Annotated in this window: 24 protein-coding genes and 1 pseudogene; 7 read left to right on the top strand and 18 right to left on the bottom strand. The window is 32.9% G+C overall.

From position 1 onward, the window contains the following. Window position 1: 1 nt before the first annotated feature. From ACVPPR_RS01690 to ACVPPR_RS01645, 10 genes are all read right to left on the bottom strand, one after another. Window positions 2-334, bottom strand: a complete 333-nt coding sequence (locus ACVPPR_RS01690; RefSeq protein WP_462304476.1) for a hypothetical protein — start codon at window positions 332-334, stop codon at window positions 2-4. Continuing rightward, on the bottom strand, window positions 327-929 hold the full coding sequence (locus ACVPPR_RS01685; protein ID WP_462304475.1) for a DUF1700 domain-containing protein: 603 nt from the start codon (window positions 927-929) through the stop codon (window positions 327-329). Before ACVPPR_RS01685 ends, ACVPPR_RS01690 begins: the two co-directional genes overlap by 8 nt. Beyond that, window positions 929-1,237, bottom strand: coding sequence for a PadR family transcriptional regulator (locus ACVPPR_RS01680; RefSeq protein ID WP_462304474.1), 309 nt, complete (start codon window positions 1,235-1,237; stop codon window positions 929-931). The genes ACVPPR_RS01685 and ACVPPR_RS01680 overlap by 1 nt, the downstream gene beginning before the upstream one ends. 134 nt (window positions 1,238-1,371) lie before the next feature. Then, complete coding sequence (locus ACVPPR_RS01675; protein WP_462304473.1) at window positions 1,372-2,079, bottom strand: hypothetical protein; 708 nt, start codon at window positions 2,077-2,079, stop codon at window positions 1,372-1,374. Then, window positions 2,072-2,944, bottom strand: coding sequence for an ATP-binding cassette domain-containing protein (locus ACVPPR_RS01670; protein WP_462304472.1), 873 nt, complete (start codon window positions 2,942-2,944; stop codon window positions 2,072-2,074). The genes ACVPPR_RS01675 and ACVPPR_RS01670 overlap by 8 nt, the downstream gene beginning before the upstream one ends. Then, window positions 2,937-3,308, bottom strand: coding sequence for a GntR family transcriptional regulator (locus tag ACVPPR_RS01665; RefSeq protein ID WP_462298274.1), 372 nt, complete (start codon window positions 3,306-3,308; stop codon window positions 2,937-2,939). The genes ACVPPR_RS01670 and ACVPPR_RS01665 overlap by 8 nt, the downstream gene beginning before the upstream one ends. A gap of 153 nt (window positions 3,309-3,461) precedes the next feature. Then, window positions 3,462-4,595: a low temperature requirement protein A gene (locus ACVPPR_RS01660; protein WP_462298273.1), complete on the bottom strand. Its 1,134-nt coding sequence runs from the start codon at window positions 4,593-4,595 to the stop codon at window positions 3,462-3,464. Window positions 4,596-4,617: 22 nt separating this feature from the next. Beyond that, a complete protein-coding gene (locus ACVPPR_RS01655; RefSeq protein ID WP_462304471.1) occupies window positions 4,618-5,040 on the bottom strand; it encodes a GNAT family N-acetyltransferase in 423 nt (140 codons plus the stop codon). After that, window positions 5,021-5,830, bottom strand: coding sequence for a hypothetical protein (locus tag ACVPPR_RS01650; RefSeq protein WP_462304470.1), 810 nt, complete (start codon window positions 5,828-5,830; stop codon window positions 5,021-5,023). The genes ACVPPR_RS01655 and ACVPPR_RS01650 overlap by 20 nt, the downstream gene beginning before the upstream one ends. A 21-nt stretch (window positions 5,831-5,851) precedes the next feature. Then, window positions 5,852-6,628: a hypothetical protein gene (locus ACVPPR_RS01645; protein ID WP_462304469.1), complete on the bottom strand. Its 777-nt coding sequence runs from the start codon at window positions 6,626-6,628 to the stop codon at window positions 5,852-5,854. 170 nt (window positions 6,629-6,798) lie between these two features. Between ACVPPR_RS01645 and ACVPPR_RS01640 the strand changes: the two genes are divergently transcribed. The 3 genes from ACVPPR_RS01640 to ACVPPR_RS01630 are packed head-to-tail and all read left to right on the top strand — an operon-like array spanning window position 6,799 to window position 8,338. Next, window positions 6,799-7,116 carry a PadR family transcriptional regulator gene (locus ACVPPR_RS01640; protein ID WP_462298268.1) on the top strand — a complete coding sequence of 106 codons (318 nt, stop codon included), beginning with the start codon at window positions 6,799-6,801 and terminating at the stop codon, window positions 7,114-7,116. Further along, window positions 7,106-7,636, top strand: a complete 531-nt coding sequence (locus ACVPPR_RS01635; protein ID WP_462304468.1) for a DUF1700 domain-containing protein — start codon at window positions 7,106-7,108, stop codon at window positions 7,634-7,636. The genes ACVPPR_RS01640 and ACVPPR_RS01635 overlap by 11 nt, the downstream gene beginning before the upstream one ends. Before the next feature lie 12 nt (window positions 7,637-7,648). Beyond that, window positions 7,649-8,338, top strand: a complete 690-nt coding sequence (locus tag ACVPPR_RS01630; RefSeq protein ID WP_462304467.1) for an ATP-binding cassette domain-containing protein — start codon at window positions 7,649-7,651, stop codon at window positions 8,336-8,338. An 842-nt stretch (window positions 8,339-9,180) separates the two neighbouring features. On the opposite strand, the gene ACVPPR_RS01625 is transcribed toward ACVPPR_RS01630, so the two are convergent. The 3 genes from ACVPPR_RS01625 to ACVPPR_RS01615 all read right to left on the bottom strand — a co-directional run bounded on the left by ACVPPR_RS01625 (window position 9,181) and on the right by ACVPPR_RS01615 (window position 11,384). After that, window positions 9,181-10,338 carry a hypothetical protein gene (locus tag ACVPPR_RS01625; protein ID WP_462304466.1) on the bottom strand — a complete coding sequence of 386 codons (1,158 nt, stop codon included), beginning with the start codon at window positions 10,336-10,338 and terminating at the stop codon, window positions 9,181-9,183. Continuing rightward, window positions 10,338-10,949, bottom strand: a complete 612-nt coding sequence (locus tag ACVPPR_RS01620) for an ATP-binding cassette domain-containing protein (RefSeq protein ID WP_462304465.1) — start codon at window positions 10,947-10,949, stop codon at window positions 10,338-10,340. Before ACVPPR_RS01620 ends, ACVPPR_RS01625 begins: the two co-directional genes overlap by 1 nt. Window positions 10,950-11,033: 84 nt before the next feature. After that, complete coding sequence (locus ACVPPR_RS01615; protein ID WP_462304464.1) at window positions 11,034-11,384, bottom strand: DUF1516 family protein; 351 nt, start codon at window positions 11,382-11,384, stop codon at window positions 11,034-11,036. Between the two features lie 361 nt (window positions 11,385-11,745). On the opposite strand from ACVPPR_RS01615, the gene ACVPPR_RS01610 reads away from it, so the two are divergent. Next, a complete protein-coding gene (locus ACVPPR_RS01610) occupies window positions 11,746-13,014 on the top strand; it encodes an ISL3 family transposase (RefSeq protein WP_462296923.1) in 1,269 nt (422 codons plus the stop codon). A gap of 169 nt (window positions 13,015-13,183) precedes the next feature. On the opposite strand, the gene ACVPPR_RS01605 is transcribed toward ACVPPR_RS01610, so the two are convergent. The 5 genes from ACVPPR_RS01605 to ACVPPR_RS01585 form a co-directional block, all read right to left on the bottom strand. Beyond that, entirely contained in the window at window positions 13,184-14,425 is a 1,242-nt protein-coding gene (locus tag ACVPPR_RS01605) for an ISL3 family transposase (RefSeq protein ID WP_462304076.1), read from the bottom strand. 167 nt (window positions 14,426-14,592) lie between these two features. Continuing rightward, the gene (gene guaA, locus ACVPPR_RS01600; RefSeq protein WP_462304787.1) at window positions 14,593-16,134 is read right to left on the bottom strand and encodes a glutamine-hydrolyzing GMP synthase; all 1,542 of its coding nucleotides are present in this window, start codon (window positions 16,132-16,134) and stop codon (window positions 14,593-14,595) included. Window positions 16,135-16,267: 133 nt separating this feature from the next. After that, window positions 16,268-17,188, bottom strand: a complete 921-nt coding sequence (gene coaA / locus ACVPPR_RS01595; RefSeq protein WP_462298243.1) for a type I pantothenate kinase — start codon at window positions 17,186-17,188, stop codon at window positions 16,268-16,270. A gap of 62 nt (window positions 17,189-17,250) precedes the next feature. Beyond that, window positions 17,251-19,542: an RNA polymerase recycling motor HelD gene (gene helD / locus ACVPPR_RS01590; RefSeq protein ID WP_462304463.1), complete on the bottom strand. Its 2,292-nt coding sequence runs from the start codon at window positions 19,540-19,542 to the stop codon at window positions 17,251-17,253. 87 nt (window positions 19,543-19,629) lie between these two features. Continuing rightward, the gene (locus ACVPPR_RS01585; protein ID WP_462304462.1) at window positions 19,630-19,767 is read right to left on the bottom strand and encodes a hypothetical protein; all 138 of its coding nucleotides are present in this window, start codon (window positions 19,765-19,767) and stop codon (window positions 19,630-19,632) included. Between the two features lie 177 nt (window positions 19,768-19,944). On the opposite strand from ACVPPR_RS01585, the gene ACVPPR_RS01580 reads away from it, so the two are divergent. The 3 genes and pseudogenes from ACVPPR_RS01580 to ACVPPR_RS01570 all read left to right on the top strand — a co-directional run bounded on the left by ACVPPR_RS01580 (window position 19,945) and on the right by ACVPPR_RS01570 (window position 22,043). Beyond that, a complete protein-coding gene (locus tag ACVPPR_RS01580; protein ID WP_462304461.1) occupies window positions 19,945-20,598 on the top strand; it encodes a VTT domain-containing protein in 654 nt (217 codons plus the stop codon). Between the two features lie 149 nt (window positions 20,599-20,747). Then, a pseudogene (locus ACVPPR_RS01575) lies at window positions 20,748-21,206 on the top strand (ISL3 family transposase); the annotation flags it as partial. Window positions 21,207-21,380: 174 nt separating this feature from the next. Beyond that, the gene (locus ACVPPR_RS01570) at window positions 21,381-22,043 is read left to right on the top strand and encodes a histidine phosphatase family protein (protein WP_462298235.1); all 663 of its coding nucleotides are present in this window, start codon (window positions 21,381-21,383) and stop codon (window positions 22,041-22,043) included. The last annotated feature ends 92 nt before the right edge of the window (window positions 22,044-22,135 follow it).

Raw genomic sequence — 22,135 nt, 5'->3', positions numbered from 1 at the left:
TTTATACGCCCTCCTTTAATCTTCTTTTTAGAAATTTACCTAATAAACGCATTAACCCTACTGAGAATCTCATTAAATATCTGACTGAATACCAGGCAATCGGCACTACTAAACTGCCAATACCCAGCATCAAAAAGCCTAACCCAAATTGCATTAACCCAATCATAAATCCCTGATGGATGCCCACAAATGGTGATAACACTAAGCTACGGCTACCATCCCAGACAAATAATGCGGTAAAAATACTTAACCCTACTGGAACTAACCAGATAAGCGAATATCCCATAACCATTAAACTAATTTTGCTTAATTTATGCCATATAAACCTAATCATTTGATGCAACGACCTTTGATTCTCTTCTAAATAACCGATTTAACCAATGTGTCAACCTAACTGAAACTTTAATTAAATACTTGGTTGAAGACCAAGCCATTGCTGCGCAAAGAATACCAACGCCCGACATCACAAATCCAAGTCCGAATTGCATCAATCCAATCACAAATCCCTGATTAAAAACCACAAATGCTGATAGGACCAAACTAAGACTACCTCCAAGAACAAATGAAAAAGCGAAAATACCCGCAAGTGTCGGCACTAACCAAATTAAAAAATAACCCGTAGCAATTAAAATGCCAGCCGTCAGTACAAGACTCCCCCATAATGGTGATCCTAAAATAAGTAAAACAACAATAAATGTTTTCGATAAGGACGAGAACTTTTTTTGTATCTCAGGTTGTTCTGTTTGCCCTAAACTCATCGCAATTTGACTTGGCTTTTCCAAACTAGCCATAATGTCAGCTTCAGATTCACCAGCTTCCACACGGTCATCAATCATTTCATCGTAATAAGCAATCGTCTTAACAATATCCGTTGCCTGATAATACTTAAGTTCTTCCCCTAGCTCTTTAATAAATTTACTTTTATTCATTAGTTAGCTCCTTTTATGTAATTATAGACAGTCATGACCTGTTGCCAATCATCCAAAAATGTTTTAATATCGATTAACCCTATTTCAGTTAAATGATAATATTTTCGTAATCGTCCATTATGTTCGACACTGTAACTTTCAATAGCACCCTGCTTTTCTAAACGCTTTAAAATAGGATAAAGAGTTGAATCTGAAAGTTCAATCACGCCTGATGTATCTTTAATAATCTGATAACCATACGAATCTGATGTCCTTAATGTCGCTAGCACACAAAATTCTAACAGTCCTTTTTTTAACTGACTATTCATCAACTCACTCCTTTCAAAATTAATACTATACGTTACATAGCATAATGTCAAGCATTGTATTTGTTTCCAGACAAAAAAAGCCTCAAAAGTAGACACTTTCAAGACTTTCTATCACTTAAAATTATTTTATATCTTTATTTAAACCGTTTAAAACTAAGCGTAATTCGTTTCGTTTGCATGAAGTATTGGCACACGCCTGCAATTAAGAGCGGTAAAACGATTTGAGTTAATAATATAATAGGTATAGTATATAGCTGGTTAAAATTAAATTTCCCATCATTTCCTAAATTAACAAAGTCCATAAATTTTCCCCATGTAGGTGCTATAATCATCCACACAATAAAAAGTAACCACCAAATTTTGTGTTCAAATAATGTCACAAAGCTACTAATTTCAATTGCTCCAGCCATTACACTCCAAATCACAGCCAAAATTACAGCTACCAATTGAAAATCAAACATATTCATATCAATATTAGGCCGAGCCATCTTTACGATAAGTCCCACAAGTGGATAAAAAATAGCAAATGTCACTAATTGACTCCCAAAAAGACTAATCAATTGTGTCGTATAGCTGACTTTTCTAGAAATACCGTTTAGAATACCAAAATTAAATGGCTTACGCGTTGTTGTAAATGACAGAATCATTAAAGTTATCTGCGTCACAATTAAACCACCAGCCGCCAAACTAATACCTAAAGTACTCGTTAGCACTGAAACATCAGCAATTTTAATACTTAAAATAACCTCAGTAATAATCATAGCCCCTTCTACAATCAGATATGCAATAATCAAATTCCGCCAGATAGTTGCCAATCGATATTTTAACATTGCTTTAAACATGTTCCTCACGCTCCTCTTCAGTTAATTTAATAAAGCTATCTTGTAAGTCACTATGCTTAATCACAACGTTATCAGGAATCACGCGATCTGCGGGAAGTTCAGTATAAACGTAACACGTATATAACGTTCCAATTTGGTCATCATCCAAAATATGAAGTCCCTCACAATACGTCTGAACTAATTCTTTAGGACCACTAATTTGGTAACTTTTAGCCAGTAAGCTTTCTAAATCAGTATCAACAATGATTTTTGCGCCTTTTAAAATGAGCACGTGCTCGACTAAATTAGCAATTTCTTCAATCAAATGTGTTGAAAGGACAACCGTTCTTGGGCGATTGTCATAAGCTTTTAAAATAAAGCGATACAACATGACACGGTGATTAGCATCTAGTCCTAGAATAGGTTCATCTAAGAAAACATATTCTGCTGGCACACTGAGCGCAACAATTGTTTTGAAAATAGTCCGATACCCCGTTGATAATTGTGTTACTTTTTTCTTGGGATTTAATTTAAAGGCCTTCAACATCTCGTCAGCAAGTTCTTGATCAAAATTGCCTTGTAATAAAGCCGTCTTTTTCATAATTGATTTCAGGCTATCTGACTTATCGAAAAGATTATGTTCTGACATTAAGTAAAAGGCTTGCACAGGATGATCATAATCAGTTAATTCTTTATCTTGCCAAACAACCGATCCACTAGAAGCGAAAATATGATTAGCTAAGATACTCAGTAATGTACTTTTACCCGCACCATTTCGACCTAATAACGCATATATCGTGTTGGGCTTTAGACGCAAATTAATATCATCCAATACCATTTGATTACCAAATCTTTTTTTGAGATGGTTCGTTTCTAAATTACTCATTGTCATAACTCCTTTCGATAAGTGCCATTAATTCTGATTTAGTTAATTTTAATTGTTGTGCTTCTTTAATGAATGTATCAACATAATGATTAAAAAATTCTTCCTGTCGTTTAGCCGTAATCTGCTCTTGTGCCGTTTTAGTTACAAACATCCCAAGTCCCCTTTTCTTTTCAATTAACCCATTAGCTACCAGTTGATTCATCCCTTTTAAAACTGTTGCCGGGTTAATATTGAATTGTCGTGAGATTTCAGTTGTTGACGGTACTTGGCTCTCAGACGGGAAAATACCAGTAAAAATACCTTCTTCAATCTGTTCAGCAATTTGCCGATACAGAGGTGTTTCATTATCAAATTCAAAAAACAAAATATCACCACTTCCGTTAATTTGTTTATTAGTTAATTACTTATGTAGTTAACCTTACCATTTCTTATTTTTAAATGCAACTACTATCTTTTTAATAACTTAAATACAAAAAAATCTCTCATGTTGTCTAGCAACATGAGAGATTCAATGTGATCAAGCTTTTCTTCCAATCTGGTTTGTTCGTTTAATCATGTAGTACACATACATAGCGGAGTTAGCAACCGTTATAAAACTCGTTGCTATCACAATGTCTGAAAAGTGATTAAATTGTAAGCTTATTAATAAGCCTACGATGGTTGTCGTTGTAAAAAAGCCAATGACTTCCTTCCCCAATCGTAAATGTTTTTTATTATATGGGCTAGTTAAAAATAGCCCCAGATAAAATAATCCTATCCCAAAATATAAACATAATACTGCAAATTTTTCTGGAATCTGAACTTCATTAATAAAACCTAATGCAATAGTCACTAAACTTAGTCCAAACAGAATAAAATAATGAACATAAATTAAGCGAATACCTGTTTCACCAGAGCGATTCTCTTCTATATAATGATCTATTTGCGTAATGTACGTCATGAAAAGGGCTCCCACAATGATAAAAATGAGCAGCGAGTAAAAATTAAACGTTTTAACAGTAAAATATGAGGCAATACTAAGAATCGTTTCGCCAAAAGTAATAATGGTCAATAAAGTTAGCCGCTCTAATATGTGTGGAAAATTAAGTGGGTGAAGCTGCAACACTGAGCCAACAAGAGCAGGGACTACCCAACTCACCGCAATCCCAATCAAGAACACCACAATCCCCATATTAAGCGGTAAAAATGCACTAATAAACACTAATATTGTCCGCACTGCAACAATCATCATCATCAATTTAGCAATTTTTTTATCAGTGCTTTTGGCAGCCGTGCTATATACCGTGCCGTATTGAACGACTAACACGACTGATAGTAAGCCTGTTGCGATTGAAAAAGGTTGGAACCAATTCTGAATATCTCCTTCAAATGCATTAGACATATAAAGTAAAATTGCCATATCAATCATAAAAAGAATAATATCAGTAATCGAATTCGTCCCATAACGATTAATAAAGACACTTTTAATCATCCATGTATTGATAAATACAATCATAACCACTGAAAAGATGATAAATGCTTTAATAATATCCGCTGTGCTTCCCTGAAAATGATGAAGCAAATTGGTTGCCTGTGAAATTGCATAAGCAAAAACCAAATCATAAAATAATTCTGGTAATTCAACTTTCTTTTTTTCCATCTTCTCTGCCATACTGATCCTCCTGAAAGATAATTTATTTTTTCCACACCATTAGGTAGTCTTTTTCATTATTAACTGTATCCATAGATTCTGATTTAATTTTGAAATTTTCTCTTAAATAAAAATTTATCGCCCGTTTATTTTTTTGGTAAACGGTCAAACTTAATTCTGTTTTCTTCTTTTTAACCTCATCCAATAGCTGTTTTCCAATTCCGTTAGACTGTGCATTGGAAGAAACAAATATGCCTGAAATATAAGTGTTATCAAGCCCAACAAAACCAACTATTTTGCCTTTTTGCTCATAAACATATAGTTCTGCAAGAGGCAGCATTTTTTTAACGTCATCAAAATGACTTGTCCAATAATCTTTGGCAATAAAATAATGTGCCTCAATATTTACCTCATACCATAATTGAATAATTTCTTCTATATCAGCATTAGTTGCTTGTCTTATCACTTCTTTTATCCTCTCTTTTCCTTTTCCAAATAGATCCACACACATAGATCATAACAATTAACCAACTAAACATGGTCACCCGAATAGCCCATTTTTGAATAAAAGTCTTCTTATAAAGTACCTGATAGGTCACTTTACCGGGCATTATTTTTGCCGCTACAAACCCATGACTTGCATATGTCGGAATCTCTTGATTTTTATTTGTCCGCACCACATACCCTTTATAATAAATTTTTGGAAAAACAACACTGGTTGCTCGTTTAAAATTAAAGGTTCCTGAACTTTTTTGTTCATGTAAAGCTTTATAATCGACGCCTTTTGGTAAATAATCTAATCCACCACCAATGCCTGACTTATATTTTTGAACGATCGTTTTATTTGTCAGTGTTAAATTATTATTCGCTTGAAAATTATTTAAAACAGAAAAATTAAACGAAATAGCTAGCGATAAAATTAAAAAAATGACTAACTTAAAGTGCCTATGGCTACTAGCTTCAGACAGTTTTGCCAAAAGTAAACTGCCAAACAAGGTCGCAAAAATCAAGAGTCGCCATTCAAATTGAATGTTAGCGAACCACGTATTTTTAAGAAGCGGCCACAATAATAAATTAGTTGAGCTAACCAAAAAAATGATTGTGATAATGAGTAGTCGTTTGATTAAGAGTGAACTCTTTTGATACATAAATAGCGTCATCACCACGACCACTAACAGAAGTGGCCCAACATTAGGTGAACTATTATTCCAGACCCCTGCCGAATTTTCCATTGAACCATAAATTAATTTAGACAAAGAAAAATTTAAACCTACACCCTATAATGAACTATGCACCATAAAATTATATTTTTCATGTGCCATTTGTTCTAATATTGGTAACACTGTCGCACACGACAAAATGATTGCGAATAGGTAAGCATCAAATTGTCTTTTCATAAAAGCAATCGTACTTCTCTTTTTTATTATTAAATAAATATTAGTAATCCCTATGATATAGACACAAATCAAGGTTGTCATAGGATGAATGCCAGTTATTAATCCCAAGCCAATCGCTAATACTAAGATGCCTTTTTTCTCATTTTTGTAAACCATATGGAAACCCAATACGACTAAAGGCAGAAAAATAAAAGCACCAATTTCCCCCAGATCGCCACGAATAAATAGATCCATTAACCGATAGGTGCCGCAAGTGTAAGCAATTGTCGCCAATAACGCCGTTCGCCTATTTTTAAAGAAATGTTGTGCAGTATAAAATCCTATAATTAAAGTGGCTAACGTATATGTCGCTAGCAATAAATAATAGGCTTTTATAAAGCCAAATCCTAGATAGTAGAAAAAGACAAAAGGCAACAAAATATAAGAAGGGTAAAATAAATCAGCCGCATATCCATATCCTTTAGCCATACTTCCAAAAATCATAGGATGTAAATCCTTATTCACCACAACTGAATGATAATAAGCCAGTAGTCTATTTTTATGAAATAAAAAATCATCATTAACATAAATTTTATTGGATAAAACAAACGGTAGTATAACAAGTATTGAAATACCTAAAAATAACAGTATCATCAAAATTTTATTTTTACGTGACATAAAAGCTCCTTTAAAATTTAAGTCTAACAATTAACATTATTCTTAAAGTATATTATACATTCAAAATTAAGACAAAAAAATCAAATAAATACTATTCAAAAAATAGTATTTATTGTATACTGTCTGTGCAGTTAAAATAGGCACACTAGAAATGGAGCGAACTAAAATTAATGAACTCTCAACTTAATAAAGGTGTTTTAGATCTAATTTTATTACTTCAACTTCAATCACAAGACGATTACGCCTACACTATGTCAAAATTTGTCACAAAATCAATTGGGGTTACTGAAGGTGCTGTGTATCCCGTTCTTAGACGCTTAGAGTCCAAAGATATGATTTCTTCTTATGATATTCCAAATGGAAAACGTAGTCGAAAATATTTCCATCTCCTGCCTGAAGGAGAAAAATATCTAAAAACTTTACTTGAACAATGGCAGGATATTTCAACTATTATTAATAAACTGGAGGCTTCACAAGATGCTGACTAAAGAAAAATATTTACAATCACTAAAAAATAACTTACTAACTTTTGGGATAAATAAACAACAAGTTAGCACCATTATTGCAGACTATGATGATTATTTTGAAGCAGCTTATGATAATAACGAAGTAGATACTGACATCATTAAACATTTAGGCCCTACCAAAGCACTTGCAGAACAACTATCAAATAAGGAATCAAACACTAATAACAATATCCCTACTATTCAATTAAGTGGCATCCTACTTTTTCAGCATCCTTCACTTATTCTACCGATATTTTTATATGCTTGTTTACTTTTAATCATTTATTTATTGCAAGCCTTTGAAATATTCTTTATCTTTTCACCTTTAATTTTATTAATTGGCTTACTACTAAGGTTTCCCGTTCAAGGTGGCGTGCTACTTCAATTACTAATTTCAATAGCCATGATGGTGACTGCCTTAGCAGCATTCAAATATACACAAAAAGGAAAATTAGCATTAAATCTTATTTTTAAAAAGAATTTATGGCATAAAATTTCGTAAGGAGGAAATAACGTGGAATTAAAAAATATAACAGTTAAATATGGGAAAAGAACCGCTTTAAAATCTATTACTATTTCCTTAGCTGAAAAGGGTAAAATAATCGGTTTTCTCGGTCCTAATGGTGCAGGTAAAACAACTTTAATTAACTTATTAGTTGGCAACATTAATACCTATTCTGGAAACATTAATCTTTCAGAAAATACAATTGCATATTGCCCCGATAACTCTTTTTTGTATGAAGGAATGACCATACAAAATTCTATTGATTTATATTCATCTGTCTATCCTGATTTTGATAAAGCTAAAGCTAAAACCATTTTTTCAAAATTAGCATTAGATTTAAACATGAAAATTCATGATGGTTCTAAAGGAATGCATGAACAAATTCATATTGTATTAACATTAGCTAGAAAAGTCGGTTTTTACATTTTTGATGAACCTTTAGCAGCTGTTGATCCATTAACACGTGATATTTTATTAAAAATTATATTAGAAAATCGACCCAAAGATAGCAATATTCTAATGAGCACACACTTAATTCAAGATATTGACTACATTTTTGATTCCGTTATTTTCATTAATCAAGGCCGTATTTTATTGCATGAATCTGTTAGCGACTTAAAAGAAAAATACAACGAACCATTAGAAAAAATATTTAAGGAGGTAATGAGCAATGACTCGGCTCATTTATATAATAACTAAAAAAACAGCATTTAAAGTTTCTATTCCCTTTTTCATTGAACTCATTTTTCTAATTATCTCATTGTTTTATACTTCTCAAAATATAAGTTTAGTCCATTCACTTTGGTTTACTGTATCAGTCACAATTTTGACGTTATATTTAGCTTATGACTGCCTAAATTTTTACTATCTAGGAAATGATTCTTTACTGCATATTATGCCTTTTTCAAACGAACGGTTATTAGCCATTAAAAGTTGTATTGCCTTAATTATTCTTTGGTTATACTCATTTGTTGGTTTTCTAGAAATTAATCTTGGAAATAATCAATCCGCTTTTACCCATTTTTCTTATTTTGGCATACCTAAGTTGGTCTCACTTGCATCCTTTTTTATGCTTTTTAGTTTATCTCTTCTATTGATAAAGCCACTCAGAACAGCCAAGGTAGGTCTCATCCTATGCCTTCTAATTCATTTAACCTTTATGTTCATTACTTTTTTCTCATTTATGTCAATCTACGGTAATAAAATTCAACACTGGATTATCGGTCTTAGCTCTTCACATTTAGTGATCCCGATATATACTAATATTTTACAAATTGAATTATTTACCCATATGAATATCTTTGTTTTATATACGACACTATTCAACTTTTCTAGCTTCATTATGTGTTTATTACTTTTCATCATTATTTACAAAAAAAGCACCATCAATTATTTAACATTAACTTTAGACTAAATGATAATTGAACTCGTTCTCCTATTATGAAATCACAAAAAAGGTGTTGTCCTCTTATGACAACACCTTTTTACATATCTTTAATTTAGGAGTAGTTATCTTCCCAAAATCTTCATTACAGAATCCTTTATATCTTTAGAAAAATATCTTTTTTCCTAATTAATACTGTTAAAAATGAGAATATAATTACTACTACTATCATTAATAGTATTCCATTATCGAACGTTATCAAACTATTATTGTAACTCACCCTAGATTCCCCTGACACAACAGAGAGACTGTACAAATAAGTGGTTGGTAATAGATTGGCTACTGCCTGTAATGGTTCAACTATTGTCGTTAATATTTCCGTCCCAAGTATGACTAAAATAGATACTAATAGAGCACCCATTTTATTTCTTAATAAACTAACTAAAAAATAAGTAATAATAGTTATATTTGATAAACATAGCCAAAATAAAATAACTGATTTTAAAAGAACTATCCATATTGGTACATAAACCATCGAATTATTAGCTCCATATTCAAAAATAGGAAAATTAGGACTATCAAACCCTGATGCTATTCCTGCAATTAAAAATGATGCAGCAACCGTTATCACTAACAAAATGGAAAGAGCACTAAATCCAGCTTTTATTTCAGTTGTCGCATTAATTACACTAGAACCAGGTAACAATTTACTTTTATCTAATTTATTATAAAATGTTTTTGAAAAATTCTGTACTAGCAAGAAAAGACTTATTAATACAAATAAAATTGGAATGATATATTTAAATAATTCCGTTGTAAATGAAAAACTTTTAGTGGGATATGATTCTGGTTCGTAGTTTATCCTTGCTTTTTTAAACGCTTTAAGGCGAATTCCTTCTTTTTTTATGGCAGTCATTGTTTCTTTATCACCACTGTCTGTATTCTTGAAAGAAGCAAGCATCACTTTATTTTGTTTTGTTAATATACGGTAAAGCTCATCAATTTTATTATTTCTTTTTGCTTTTAACAAAGTTTGATCTTCTTTAAATTGAAGCTTAGCCGATTTTAAATCAATTTTGGCGGATTTCACATCTGCTAACGAACTTTTAGAACTATTAATTATTTTTTTATTCCCAGTTATCGTTTTTTTGACAGTATTCATATCAGAAGATACTGTATTTTCTAAAGAGACCGAAGGCTTTGTTCTTACATTTTGAACAAATACAAAAAACACCGTAATCAGCATAATTAAAATCATGCTAATGGTCAACTTATCTTTTATTATCTTTTTTATTAAAAATTTAAAATAATTCATTATTTATATTCCTTTAATTTAAAATTTTCTATTGTCACTATTTCATCAGCAATAGCTTCCATCTCACTTTTATAATGAGTTGTAACTAAAATAGTCTTGTTTTTTTTCACTCTATTCAAAAAAGAATATAAAATATTTCTAGATTCTTCATCTAAACCATTATTTATCTCGTCCATTAAAAAATATGTTGCATCACTTATTTCATACATCGCAATTAATACTCTTTGTTTCATGCCTAAAGAATACTTTTTAATAGGTTTATTATAATAATCATCCATTTTGAATTCTTGAATAACATGCATTATATCAATAGATGACTGCCACTTTTTCTTAGTGAATTCTAAATAGTCCATTGCTGTTAAGTTTTTATCAAACCAATCAGTATTCTCATAAAAGAATATAGCATTTTTATTTTTTGTTAAGTTCTTCCCGTCAAATAAAATTTCATCATTCGTTGACGGTATTAAATTAAGCAATGCCCTTAATAAAGTTGTCTTACCAAGACCATTTTGCGCCACAATCAAATTCAACCCATCATTAAAAGTATAATCAGTCGAGTCTAATATTTTTAAAGTTTCAGTACGTATAGATAAATTTTTAATCGTTATCATTTTTCCTCCAAATAAAAAAACAGAAAACCACACTAATAGAGTAGCCTTCTGCTTTATAAAATTAATCACCGCTCAAAATACTAATTAAATAAAAGGTCTTCCACCTGCAAGGATAAGTCCTAAAATTCCTACAACTATGCAGCAAATAACAACTGCGTAGATAATCCCCTTGTTTAATTGATTTCTATTCTTTCGAGCAAAAGTCATTTCAACTAACCCAATAAATACGAGGGCCCCAATCAATTTAATGGCTGTCAAAATTGGATTATCCTGCCATGCATATCCTAGTAGCATAATCCCACTAGCAATCGAAACCAGATAACCTAGGCGTGTAATCATTTGATAAATTTTTGTATTAGAATTTGTAAAGACTGTAAGTAACACTAAAATTGCTATCACAACCCATGTAATAAGATGTATCCATAACCAAATCATAATGAGCCTCCTTATATATTAATAACAGTATTAGCATATCATTATTTGTTATTAAAGCAAGAAGCCAAAAAAATCAAAATGAGTCAGCATTTAATCTAAGACTATTACTAAAAAATTAAATAATCTGTGAACTATTAAGTGTAGTAAATTTGTATATTCCAAATAAAAAAGCTTAGAATCCTTTATTTGGGTCTACAATATCTGTTGTTGGTAATAGAAATTAATTCTATTACTAATAACAGTTTTTTTGTATAATGACAAAAAAAGACCCAAAAGCCATAAGACTTTTGGGTACGGTTTATCCAAATCCATTATCGTTCAACCACCACAGATGAATTAATAAGAAAGAAGGAATCTCCGCATGTCTAATCATACTAAATTTTGGCTTGGAATAGAAGACAATAATCTAATGATTATTGATTATGAGACATCTAATGATGGTGTCACCAGGTTTAACGGTATTCTCGATTACCAGCCGAAGGCTTGTCCCAACTGCGGTATTAAGCACGAAGGTCAGATAATTAAGTATGGTTGGCGTCAAACAACCATTCGTTATCCTAAAGTATTAGGAAAAAATATTATTTTGTCTCTCAAACGCAGATATTTTAAATGTAACGAGTGTCAATCATACTTTTTAGCTCAAACTAGTGCAGTCCCTAAGAACTGTACGATTTCCAATACTTCTAGAAAACTCTGTTTAACTAAATTGACAGAACCCGTTTCTTTAACTCACATTGCTGATGAAATTTCGACTTCTGATTCCTTTGTAGGTCGTATTCTCATGGCCTCTGAACGGGATTTTAAACCTAATTATAAATTTTTACCCAATGTTCTACTCCTTGACGAAGTCAAGAGTACTAAATCTGCTACAGATGCCATGAGTTTTGAATTTATGGATGCTAGTAATCATGAATTAATCGATTTTTTATCTTGTCGACGACTCTACCAAATACAACGCTATTTTTATCGTTATTCAGCTACAGCTAGAAAAAACGTGAAGATTATTGTGACTGATATGAATTATACCTATCCTAAACTAGCCAAAGAAATCTTTCCTAATGCGATTGTTATTATCGATAAATTTCATATTATCAATTCAGTGAATCGTGGATTCACCAAAACTAGAATCAAACTTATGAAAGAACTGCCAACATCATCACAAGACTATAAGGCCCTAAAACGTTACTGGAAGCTCCTATTAAAACCGGCTGAAAATCTGGATTACAAGAATTTTAAAAAATGGACCTACTTTCCATACTTAACAACAGAAATTGATATCATTGACCATTTACTAAGTTTAAATCCAGAATTGAAAAAGGCATATGAACTCATGAACCAAATTAGATCAGCCCTTCACCTAAAAGATTGGAAGTCCTATGATTCAGCAATTAAAAACACCGAAGGTTGTTCCGAAGAAATGACTAAAAGTATTGAAACGTTGTTTCTTCACCATTTTGAAATTAAAAATACCTTTAATCATCATTATTCTAACGGTCCTTTAGAAGGCACAAATAATAAAATAAAGGTCATTAAACGCGTTAGTTTTGGTTTTAGAAACTTTTATAGATTTCGCATCAGAATATTTTATACCCTTAAGATTCATACAAAAAAAGGCCTAATCACTAAGTGATTAGAACCTTCATAATATCATTCACCAACAACAGTTGACGAAGAACCAGTAAATTTGTATATTCCAAATAAAAAAGCTTAGAATCCTTTATTTCAGGCTCTTTGTCAACTGTTGTTGGTGAAATTGTCATTGAGAAATCTGTTATTTGATAACAGGTTTCTTTTTTTGCTTAAAATTTAATTGTACTCAAAATACGTAAACGATACTGGCTAAAATTTTTAAACCCATAAGCATTGCGCTTAATTACTTTTAGTTTATTGTTAAGTCCTTCTAAAGGACCGTTAGAATAGGGATATCGTAGCGCATTTTTTAAATAATCTGGTTGTTTCATGAGTGATACAGTTACCTTTTGAAATTGTTCTGAAACGCCTTTGGCGTTAGTTAACTGATAATTAAGTTTTGACCAATCTTTATTACGGATGGCAGTTAAGCTATTTTGAAGACAATCATAGGTATTAGCTAAGATTGGATCAATAGCTAGTAGATTTTGAATTAGATCTGTTTCAGTTTGCCATTCTTTGAAGTAAGACCAATGACGAAAATTCTTATAATTTAATTGGCTCATTGGTTTTAATAACAATTTCCAATATCGTTTTAATTGTTTGTAGGATTGGGAACTTACTGTAAGTTTTTTCATAACTTGAATTCTAGTTTGATTGAAAGCTCTAGTCATAGATTGAACAATATGAAATCGATCATATACAACAATGGCATTAGGAAACAACGTTTCAGCTAGTTTAGGATAGGTATAATTCATATCTGTCACAATTATTTTGACGTTATCACGTGCAGTTTTAACATAACGATTAAAGTGTTTGGTAATCTGATAGATGGTTCGTGCCTCGATTAAATCAATTAATTCGTGAGTTTTGGCATCCATATATTCAAAGCTTAAGGCATCTTTTGTTGTTTTAATCTCATCGAAAAGAAGAACTTCTGGTAAATAATTTAAATTCACTTTGAAATCATGTTTGGTTAAAGCAAGCACACGACTAACGTAGTTAGTCGAAGTAGCGAGTTCTTTTGCGATATGGGTCATAGAACTCGTTTCTTTTAATTTTTCAATACATGCTTTACGGCAGTTAAGTGAAATGGAACAATGTTTTGTTGTGAGCGTTGTTTGTGCCAAAAAGTAACCATGGCATGTTTTACAGTGAAAATTTTGTTTGCGTAATTTAAGAATAATAGTCCGTTCAAATGAACGAGGTAAGCGAACCGAAACAGTTCGCCAACCATAATTAATAATCTGATTGGTATTGATAACGCCACATTTTTGGCAAGCTTTAGGACGATAATTTAAAGTACCATAAATAAAAATAGTACTATCAGAATTAGACTGAATAGCTAAATTATTATCAATTATAATATTTGGGTCTTCTATTCCAAGTAAAACTTTAGTATGATTAATCATGAGGGGACCTCTTTCTTTTGGGCTGGCTGGCCATTAAAGGAAACGAAGTTCCCTTTTTTGTATTATTATATAAAAAAATTGCCGCCAGTGATAGATTTTCTATCACCAACAACAAATATTGTAGAGCCTTATTTCAAGGGTTCTAAGCTTTTTCACTTTATTTATTTCTATTCCCATTCAATTGTTGAAGGCGGCTTGCTCGTAATATCATACACGATACGGTTAACGTGTGCGACTTCATTTACGATACGTACTGAAATATTTTGTAAGACATCCCAAGGGATTCTAGCAAAATCAGCAGTCATACCATCAATTGATGTCACACCACGAATACCAACGGTGTAGTCATAAGTCCGGCCATCACCCATCACACCAACACTTTTAATGCCTGGTAAGACAGTAAAGTACTGCCAGATTTCACGATCAAGACCAGCTTTTTTAATTTCTTCACGTAAAATTAAATCACTATCTCTAACAATCGTTAATTTTTCTTCAGTAATTTCACCAAGAACACGAATTCCAAGACCAGGACCTGGGAATGGTTGACGCCAAACTAATTCATCACTCATGCCCATTTTTGCGCCAAGTTCACGCACTTCATCTTTAAATAAGGTTCTTAATGGTTCAATTAAACTAAATTGCATATCATCAGGAAGGCCACCAACGTTATGATGAGATTTAATCGTTTGGGCAGTATCTGTCCCTGATTCAATCACATCAGTGTAAAGTGTTCCTTGTGCCAAGAAATCAATACCTTCTAATTTAGTTGCTTCATCATCAAACACACGGATGAATTCATTACCAATAGTTTTACGTTTCGTCTCAGGATCAGAAATACCTTCTAATTTACCTAAGAAACGTTCTTGGGCATCAACTTTAATGATATTCAAACCAAATTTACCACCAAGCATTTCCATGACTTGGTCAGCTTCATTCTTACGAAGTAAACCATGATCAACGAAGATACTTGTTAGTTGGTTACCAATTGCTTTGTGTAATAAAACACCAACAACTGAAGAATCAACCCCACCGGATAAACCAAGAAGGACTTTCTTGTCACCGACAGTTTCGCGGATTTTAGCAATTTGTAAGTCGATAAAATCATCCATTGACCAATTACTTTCAGCTTTACAAACATCAAATGCGAATCGACGTAAAATGTCATCCCCAAATTCAGTATTGCGAACTTCTGTATGGAATTGAAGACCATAGAAATTTTTATCAAGATTCTGCATAGCAGAAATAGGACAGTTAGCTGAAGTCGCAACTGATGTGAAACCATCAGGAACTTCTGTTACTAAGTCACCATGACTCATCCAAACCGTTTGTTCCGTTGGTAACCCTTTAAATAAAGTTGCTTCTGAATCGGTAACTTCAATAACAGCTTTACCGTATTCTTTATTGTTTGCGTTCTCAACTTTACCACCAGGCATACAGTATGCCATCAATTGCATCCCGTAACAGATACCTAAAATAGGAATACCTAATTCAAATATTTCAGGATCAACTCTGAAAGCATCTTCATCATAAACACTATTTGGGCCACCAGAAAAGATGATTCCTTTAGGGGCAATCTCTTTGATTTCAGCAGCGCTAATCTTGTGTGATAATAATTCAGAATAAACACCGAATTCACGTACACGACGAGTAATTAATTGATTATATTGACTACCAAAATCAAGAACGATAATTTTGTCGAAATCTTGCATGTTAACGTTGGCCAAAAATAGTCACCTCTTCATAATTTTTAATTTCTTATTATATCCATTCTACTGATTGAAACCCACTTGGTCAATCGTTTGATTTAATTTTCATGAAAATCTGTGAAAATAGCTCATTTTTCTAATATTTACGTAAATAAACTGTATTAATTCGATGCTCATCTGTCTTCTCTAAAATGAGATCAGCACGATTTCGCGTCGGTAAAATAAACGCATTCAAATTCTTTAAATTCACGGTTTTCCAAACATTACGAGCCAGCTTAAAAGCCTCATCATGATTACCAATTGCGTAATCATAATAGTAATTTCCCGGTTTCTGAAAAGAAGTGTTCAACAGAACCCCAAATCGTTCTAAATACCATTTTTCAATTAAGTCAGCATTGGCATCCACATAAATAGCGTAGTCAAAGAAATCACTGACATACAATTGTTGATTACTTGGCAACTGTAACACATTAATCCCTTCAACGATTAAAATATCCGGTTGATCAATTGTTTGTACTTCTCCTGGTACAATATCATAACTATCATGTGAATAGACAGGTGCTTCCGTTTTCAAGCCACTTTTCACATCATTTAAAAATAGAATTAATTTCTCCATGTCATAACTTTCTGGGAATCCTTTTCGATCCAAAATATCTTGACGCATTAACTCTGCATTCGGGTATAAAAAACCATCTGTCGTAATTGATTGCACTTTTTTCGTTGGATATAACGCTGTGAGTAACAACTGTAACAAACGTGCTGTTGTACTTTTACCAACCGCCACACTACCTGTAATACCAATCACAAAAGGCCATTTTTGCTCTTTAATGCCCAAAAAATCAGCTTTTTTTGACTGTAAATCTTGTTTACCAGTCAATGTCATATTCAATAAATGAACCAACGGCATATAAATTTCCTGCACATCTTGAACTGATATTTTATCATTGACGGATTGAATTTGATTTAATTCTTGTTGTGACAAAGAAACTCGCTCCGCTTTATAGAAGTTTCGCCACTCATCCCTCGGAATTTTATAATAATTCATCTGTTTATCCATTTTAATAATCCTCTAATAAAAATTACCTAGCCATTAATACAGTAGGTAATTTCTTCCACAACTTATTTTAAAACATATAAAGCTTTTGATACATGATCAAATAATGGTGATAGTTCAGTTTCAGCATAAACTGTTAGTCGATGCATTGCTCTTGAGCAAATCGTGTAAACTAACTGACGTTCATCTTCTTCATGGTAATTAATCTTTGAAGCGCCCCACATGACAACTGCATCGAATTCTAACCCTTTAGCTAAGAAAGCAGGCACAATAATTGTTCCATCAGCTAAACGTTGATTCTCTGTCTTAATCAAAGTAACAGCTACGCCATCAGCTTGTAACTGTTCATACAATGCTGTACATTCAGCCAATGATTTGGCAATAATGGCCGTGGTTAAATGGTCATCCGCATTTTGTGTTAACTGTTCTTCTAAATCTTGAACTAATTTAGCCGAATTGTTATCCACAGTCATTGTGGGTAAGTCACCTTGTCGGTTAAATGAAGTAACTGATTCACCATCTATCAACACTTCTTTTGTGAAATCTGTGATTTGTTGCGTTGACCGGTAAGATTTCGTTAATTGTACAACTTTTGTCTTATCCGCTGGGAATAAATGACCTAATTCTGACAACAATCTCTTACTATTTTCTTTTGTAAAAATAGCTTGGTTTAAATCACCTAGTAAAGTGAACTTCGCTCTTGGGAAGCCTTCCTTCAAGAAAGCTAACTGGAATGCTGTATAATCTTGAATTTCATCGATAAAGACATAACGGACATCTGTTTCACCATGTTTACCCGTCATCCGATCAAATAAGTAAAGGTAAGGCGTCACATCATGCATTGAAATTTGACGTGTTTTCAAACGTGCCACAACATCTGCGACGTCTGCTTGCCATTCTTCTAAAGTCACACCATACTCACTTAAATTAATGTACTTAGGCACATTGTGCAAAAAGTTCACGTATTGTGAATTAATATTCAAGAAACGATTACGTACAATTGCTTTATGCACACTTGTGAATTGACGCATCACTAATGTTCGCGTCAAGAAACGCATTTCTTTATCACCACTTGCGAATTCTCGATCTTGATCCCCATATAAATCATTCAATTGCTCTTTAGACATATCTTGAATAGCTTTTTCGACCCATTCTAATTTAGCTTCAGCCGCAATACGACGATTCAATAATTTAACCAACGATTCACGCGTTGCTTCTAATCTTGTACGTAAATGATAATTTTCGTTATATTTATAGTAGATATCTTTTATTTTATCTTTTGAAATGAAGACTTCATTATTAAATTTAATATCTCTGAACTTCATGTCTGCCTGTTCCAAATGTTCTGAGTAAGCTGTTGACGCATTGAAAAAGGCCAAACTATTTTTCAAAACTTGAATATACTTTTTAACTAGCGTGTTGTCTTCTTCAAATCGTTCTTGCAAGGTTTCCACTTGCATATTAGGTAAGCGTCTTGAGGCATATTGGAAATAAGTCATTTGAACCATGTTTTGTTCACCAAGTTCTGGCAACACTTGGTCAATATAATCATTAAACAACTGATTAGGCGAGAACAAGACAACTTGACTAGCCGTTAAGTTTCCACGATATCGGTACAATAAATAAGCAACACGTTGTAAGACAGCTGACGTTTTACCTGAACCTGCTGCCCCTTGGACGAACAATAACTCTGCTTTAACATCCCGAATAATTTGATTCTGTTCCTTTTGGATCGTTGTCACAATACTCTTCATTTTGGTATCAGCAGAATCATTTAAGACATCCAATAACATTTGATCACCAACAGCTTCGTCAGTATCAAAAATAGTCTCAATCTGACCGTCTTCAATTACGAACTGGCGTTTTAACGAAACATCTACCGTCTGATCACCATCAGGCGTCTGATACGTCACATCCCCTAATCCACCATCATAGTAAACACTTGAGATAGGCGCACGCCAGTCATAGACCATAAAATGTTCAGGACGATCCGCAAAAGAACCCAATCCAATATAGAGGGTTTCTTTTTTGTTAGTTCCTTCTTGAATATTCAATCGTGCAAAATAAGGTTTCTTTTCTAATTTTTTTAATATATCCAAACGAGATGTTGCATTCTTCCAACTCGTTTCACGTTCAGCCAACAGTTGTTGTTGTTGACGAACAGACATTGCGGTATCAATCATTCCGGTATAAGTTGTTGTATTAATATGCACGTCACTCGTAAATTCACCGTTGATTGATCGTGCTTCATTTTCAGCATACTTAATTTCATTCTGACGCTTCACTTCAGCATCTTTAATTTTAACAATCACGTCATCAAGATGTGCTTGTTCTTCTATTTTAATTTTATCAGCCACTTCTTAATACCTCACTTTACATGATTTTCTTAGGCTTAATAGTTTATCACTTTTACATAATCAACTCAAATACGGCCTAGTTGGTTTTTATTTTGGCAAAAATTGATTTACTGTAATACCCACAGCCAATCCGATTAATGTTGCAACAGCGATTTTGCCCATCATAATGCCAGCAATTAGACCCATTAATGTTGTCATTCCTGCAATTAAAGCGCGTCTAGTCATGTTGACCTCCAAAAATTTAATATATCCAGTATACCAGTATCGAAACCCGTTTGACACTGACGCACCTTAATAGTGCTGCAAATCTTAATAAAAGCTAAATATCGACGAAATTAATAGTTTTTTCTCTGTTTTCGGTTTAAGATAATGGTAAGAATTCAATGATTGGAGGTCCAAATAATGTTTGAACAAGCTTGGTTTATCTTTACCCATTTTGAAAATTACTTAGGACCTCTCTTTCAGTTTTTAGGTAATTGGAGTTACTTAACGCTTTTCGTTCTCATTTTTGCCGAAACAGGCCTTGTTATTTTCCCCTTCTTACCTGGTGAGTCATTACTTTTTTTCACCAGTTCAATCGCTGCCTACTCGACACAAACTTTAGATATTCGCGTATTAGTGCCCGTCTTCTTTGTGGCAGCACTTTTTGGCGATACTGTTAATTTTGAAATTGGTCGACATTTAAATAAATTACCTTTCTTCAAAAAAAGGGTTGCCTCAGCCAAAATTGGTGCCGCAAATACTTTTTTCGCTAAACACGGCGCAAAAACAGTCATGTTTGGCCGTTTCGTCCCATTAATTAGAACCTTTGTCCCCCTTATTTCTGGTAGTGTGCGCATGGACTATCGCCGCTTTAGTCTTTATAATTTAATCGGCGTTACACTTTGGGTCGCCTTCGGGTCTAGTGTAGGTTATTATTTTGGTTCTTTACCTTTTGTTAAAGACCATTTTTCATTAATCTTCCTGTCAATTGCCGGAATTGCGCTGATTCCATCAATTTTGATTGGTTTACTACATTTATTCAAACGATTCGCTGCCAAAACGGCGCATTCTTAAATCTAAGAAGAATGTGTTCTATACTTTTGAGTGTTGATGAGAAATCATTGGCACTATTTTTTCGCAAAAAAAAGAACATAAAGTTCTCACATGGTAAAATTAAAGCGTCTAAACCACAATTTTAGGAGTGTGAACGGTCTTCTAAACAGTTATCTCGTAAAAAAGATGTGCTAGTATTAAAGCGTTATTGGAAAAAATTTAACAAGTATTCCGATAAACTCGATTATAAAAATTACCAACATTTTTCTTTATTTAAAGGCCTTTTTACTGAACAAGACTTAATGGACCGATTGTTAGCCTATTCACCTGAACTTTCTGATGCCTATCATATTTATCAAACTATTATTCGTATCATTAAATACAAAAAAACAGAAGAATTTCTTCCCTTTCTTGAGGAACTAGAAGAAAAAGGAACACCGAATGATCTTTTTAAAACTTCAGTTCAATCAATAATCAAGCACAAAGAACATATACTAAATGCCATTTCTCATTCATATTCCAACGCAACACTTGAGGGTATAAATAATAAAATCAAGGTTATTAAACGCGTGTCCTTCGGTTACAGAACCTTCAATTCATTCAGAAACAGAATCTTTATAACGGCATAAAAAAACCAAAGAATCGTAAGATTCTTTGGTTTTAGTTTTATCATTTTTTGCTTCATCAACACTATTTGACATAGAGACCTAAGAATTAGCTGTTTTGGTATTCATAAATTTTTAGATTAATCATTTTCTTTAGCGTATAATAAAACTTATCACACAACTTTCAGGAGGTTCACAATGTCATTTACAGTCTATCTCGTTCGTCATGGACAAACGCTCTTCAACAAGTACAATCGGATGCAAGGTTGGTCTGATTCACCACTTACAGAAAAAGGCATTAACGATGGTCACACTACTGGTAAAAAATTAGCTAAGATTCCTTTTGCTAGTGCTTTCAGTAGTGACACAACCCGCGCACATCGTACAGCTAATTACATCTTATCTGAAAATGAAACAGCTTCAGACTTAACGGTTACAACCTCAGAATTCCTTAGGGAACAAGGTTATGGTTATTACGAAGGTGCTGATTCTTCTCAAGCTTGGTTTGTTGTCGGTAAACCACATGGTGCTGCTAATTTTACTGAAATTTTACAACAATTCTCAATTGAAGAAGCTCGTGACTTTTTCAAAGAAGTAGATCCTTTCCACGACGCCGAAGACAATGCTGATTTTTGGGCACGTCGTGATAAAGGCTTTGATTTATTACGTCAAAATGCTAAAGATGGCGACAACGTTTTAGTTGTTAGCCATGGCACAACAATTCGAAGTATCGTTTCGCGTTTCGCACCAGAAATTGATATTTTAATAAGTCCTGAAAACGGTAGTGTCACTAAATTAATCATTGATAATGATTCAGTTAAAGTTGAATACTTTAATCACCACGATGATGATAAAATCTAAATTGAAAAATGAATTTAGCCCATACCCTTAAAGTGAAAATTAAATAATTTAAAAATTTTAGGCAATTAATTGCTACTCGAATTTGAGTGGTG

The sequence above is a fragment of the Dellaglioa sp. L3N genome (assembly GCF_054941095.1).
Note: the sequence above shows the minus strand (reverse complement) of the source record. Positions and strands in the feature narration are given on the sequence as shown.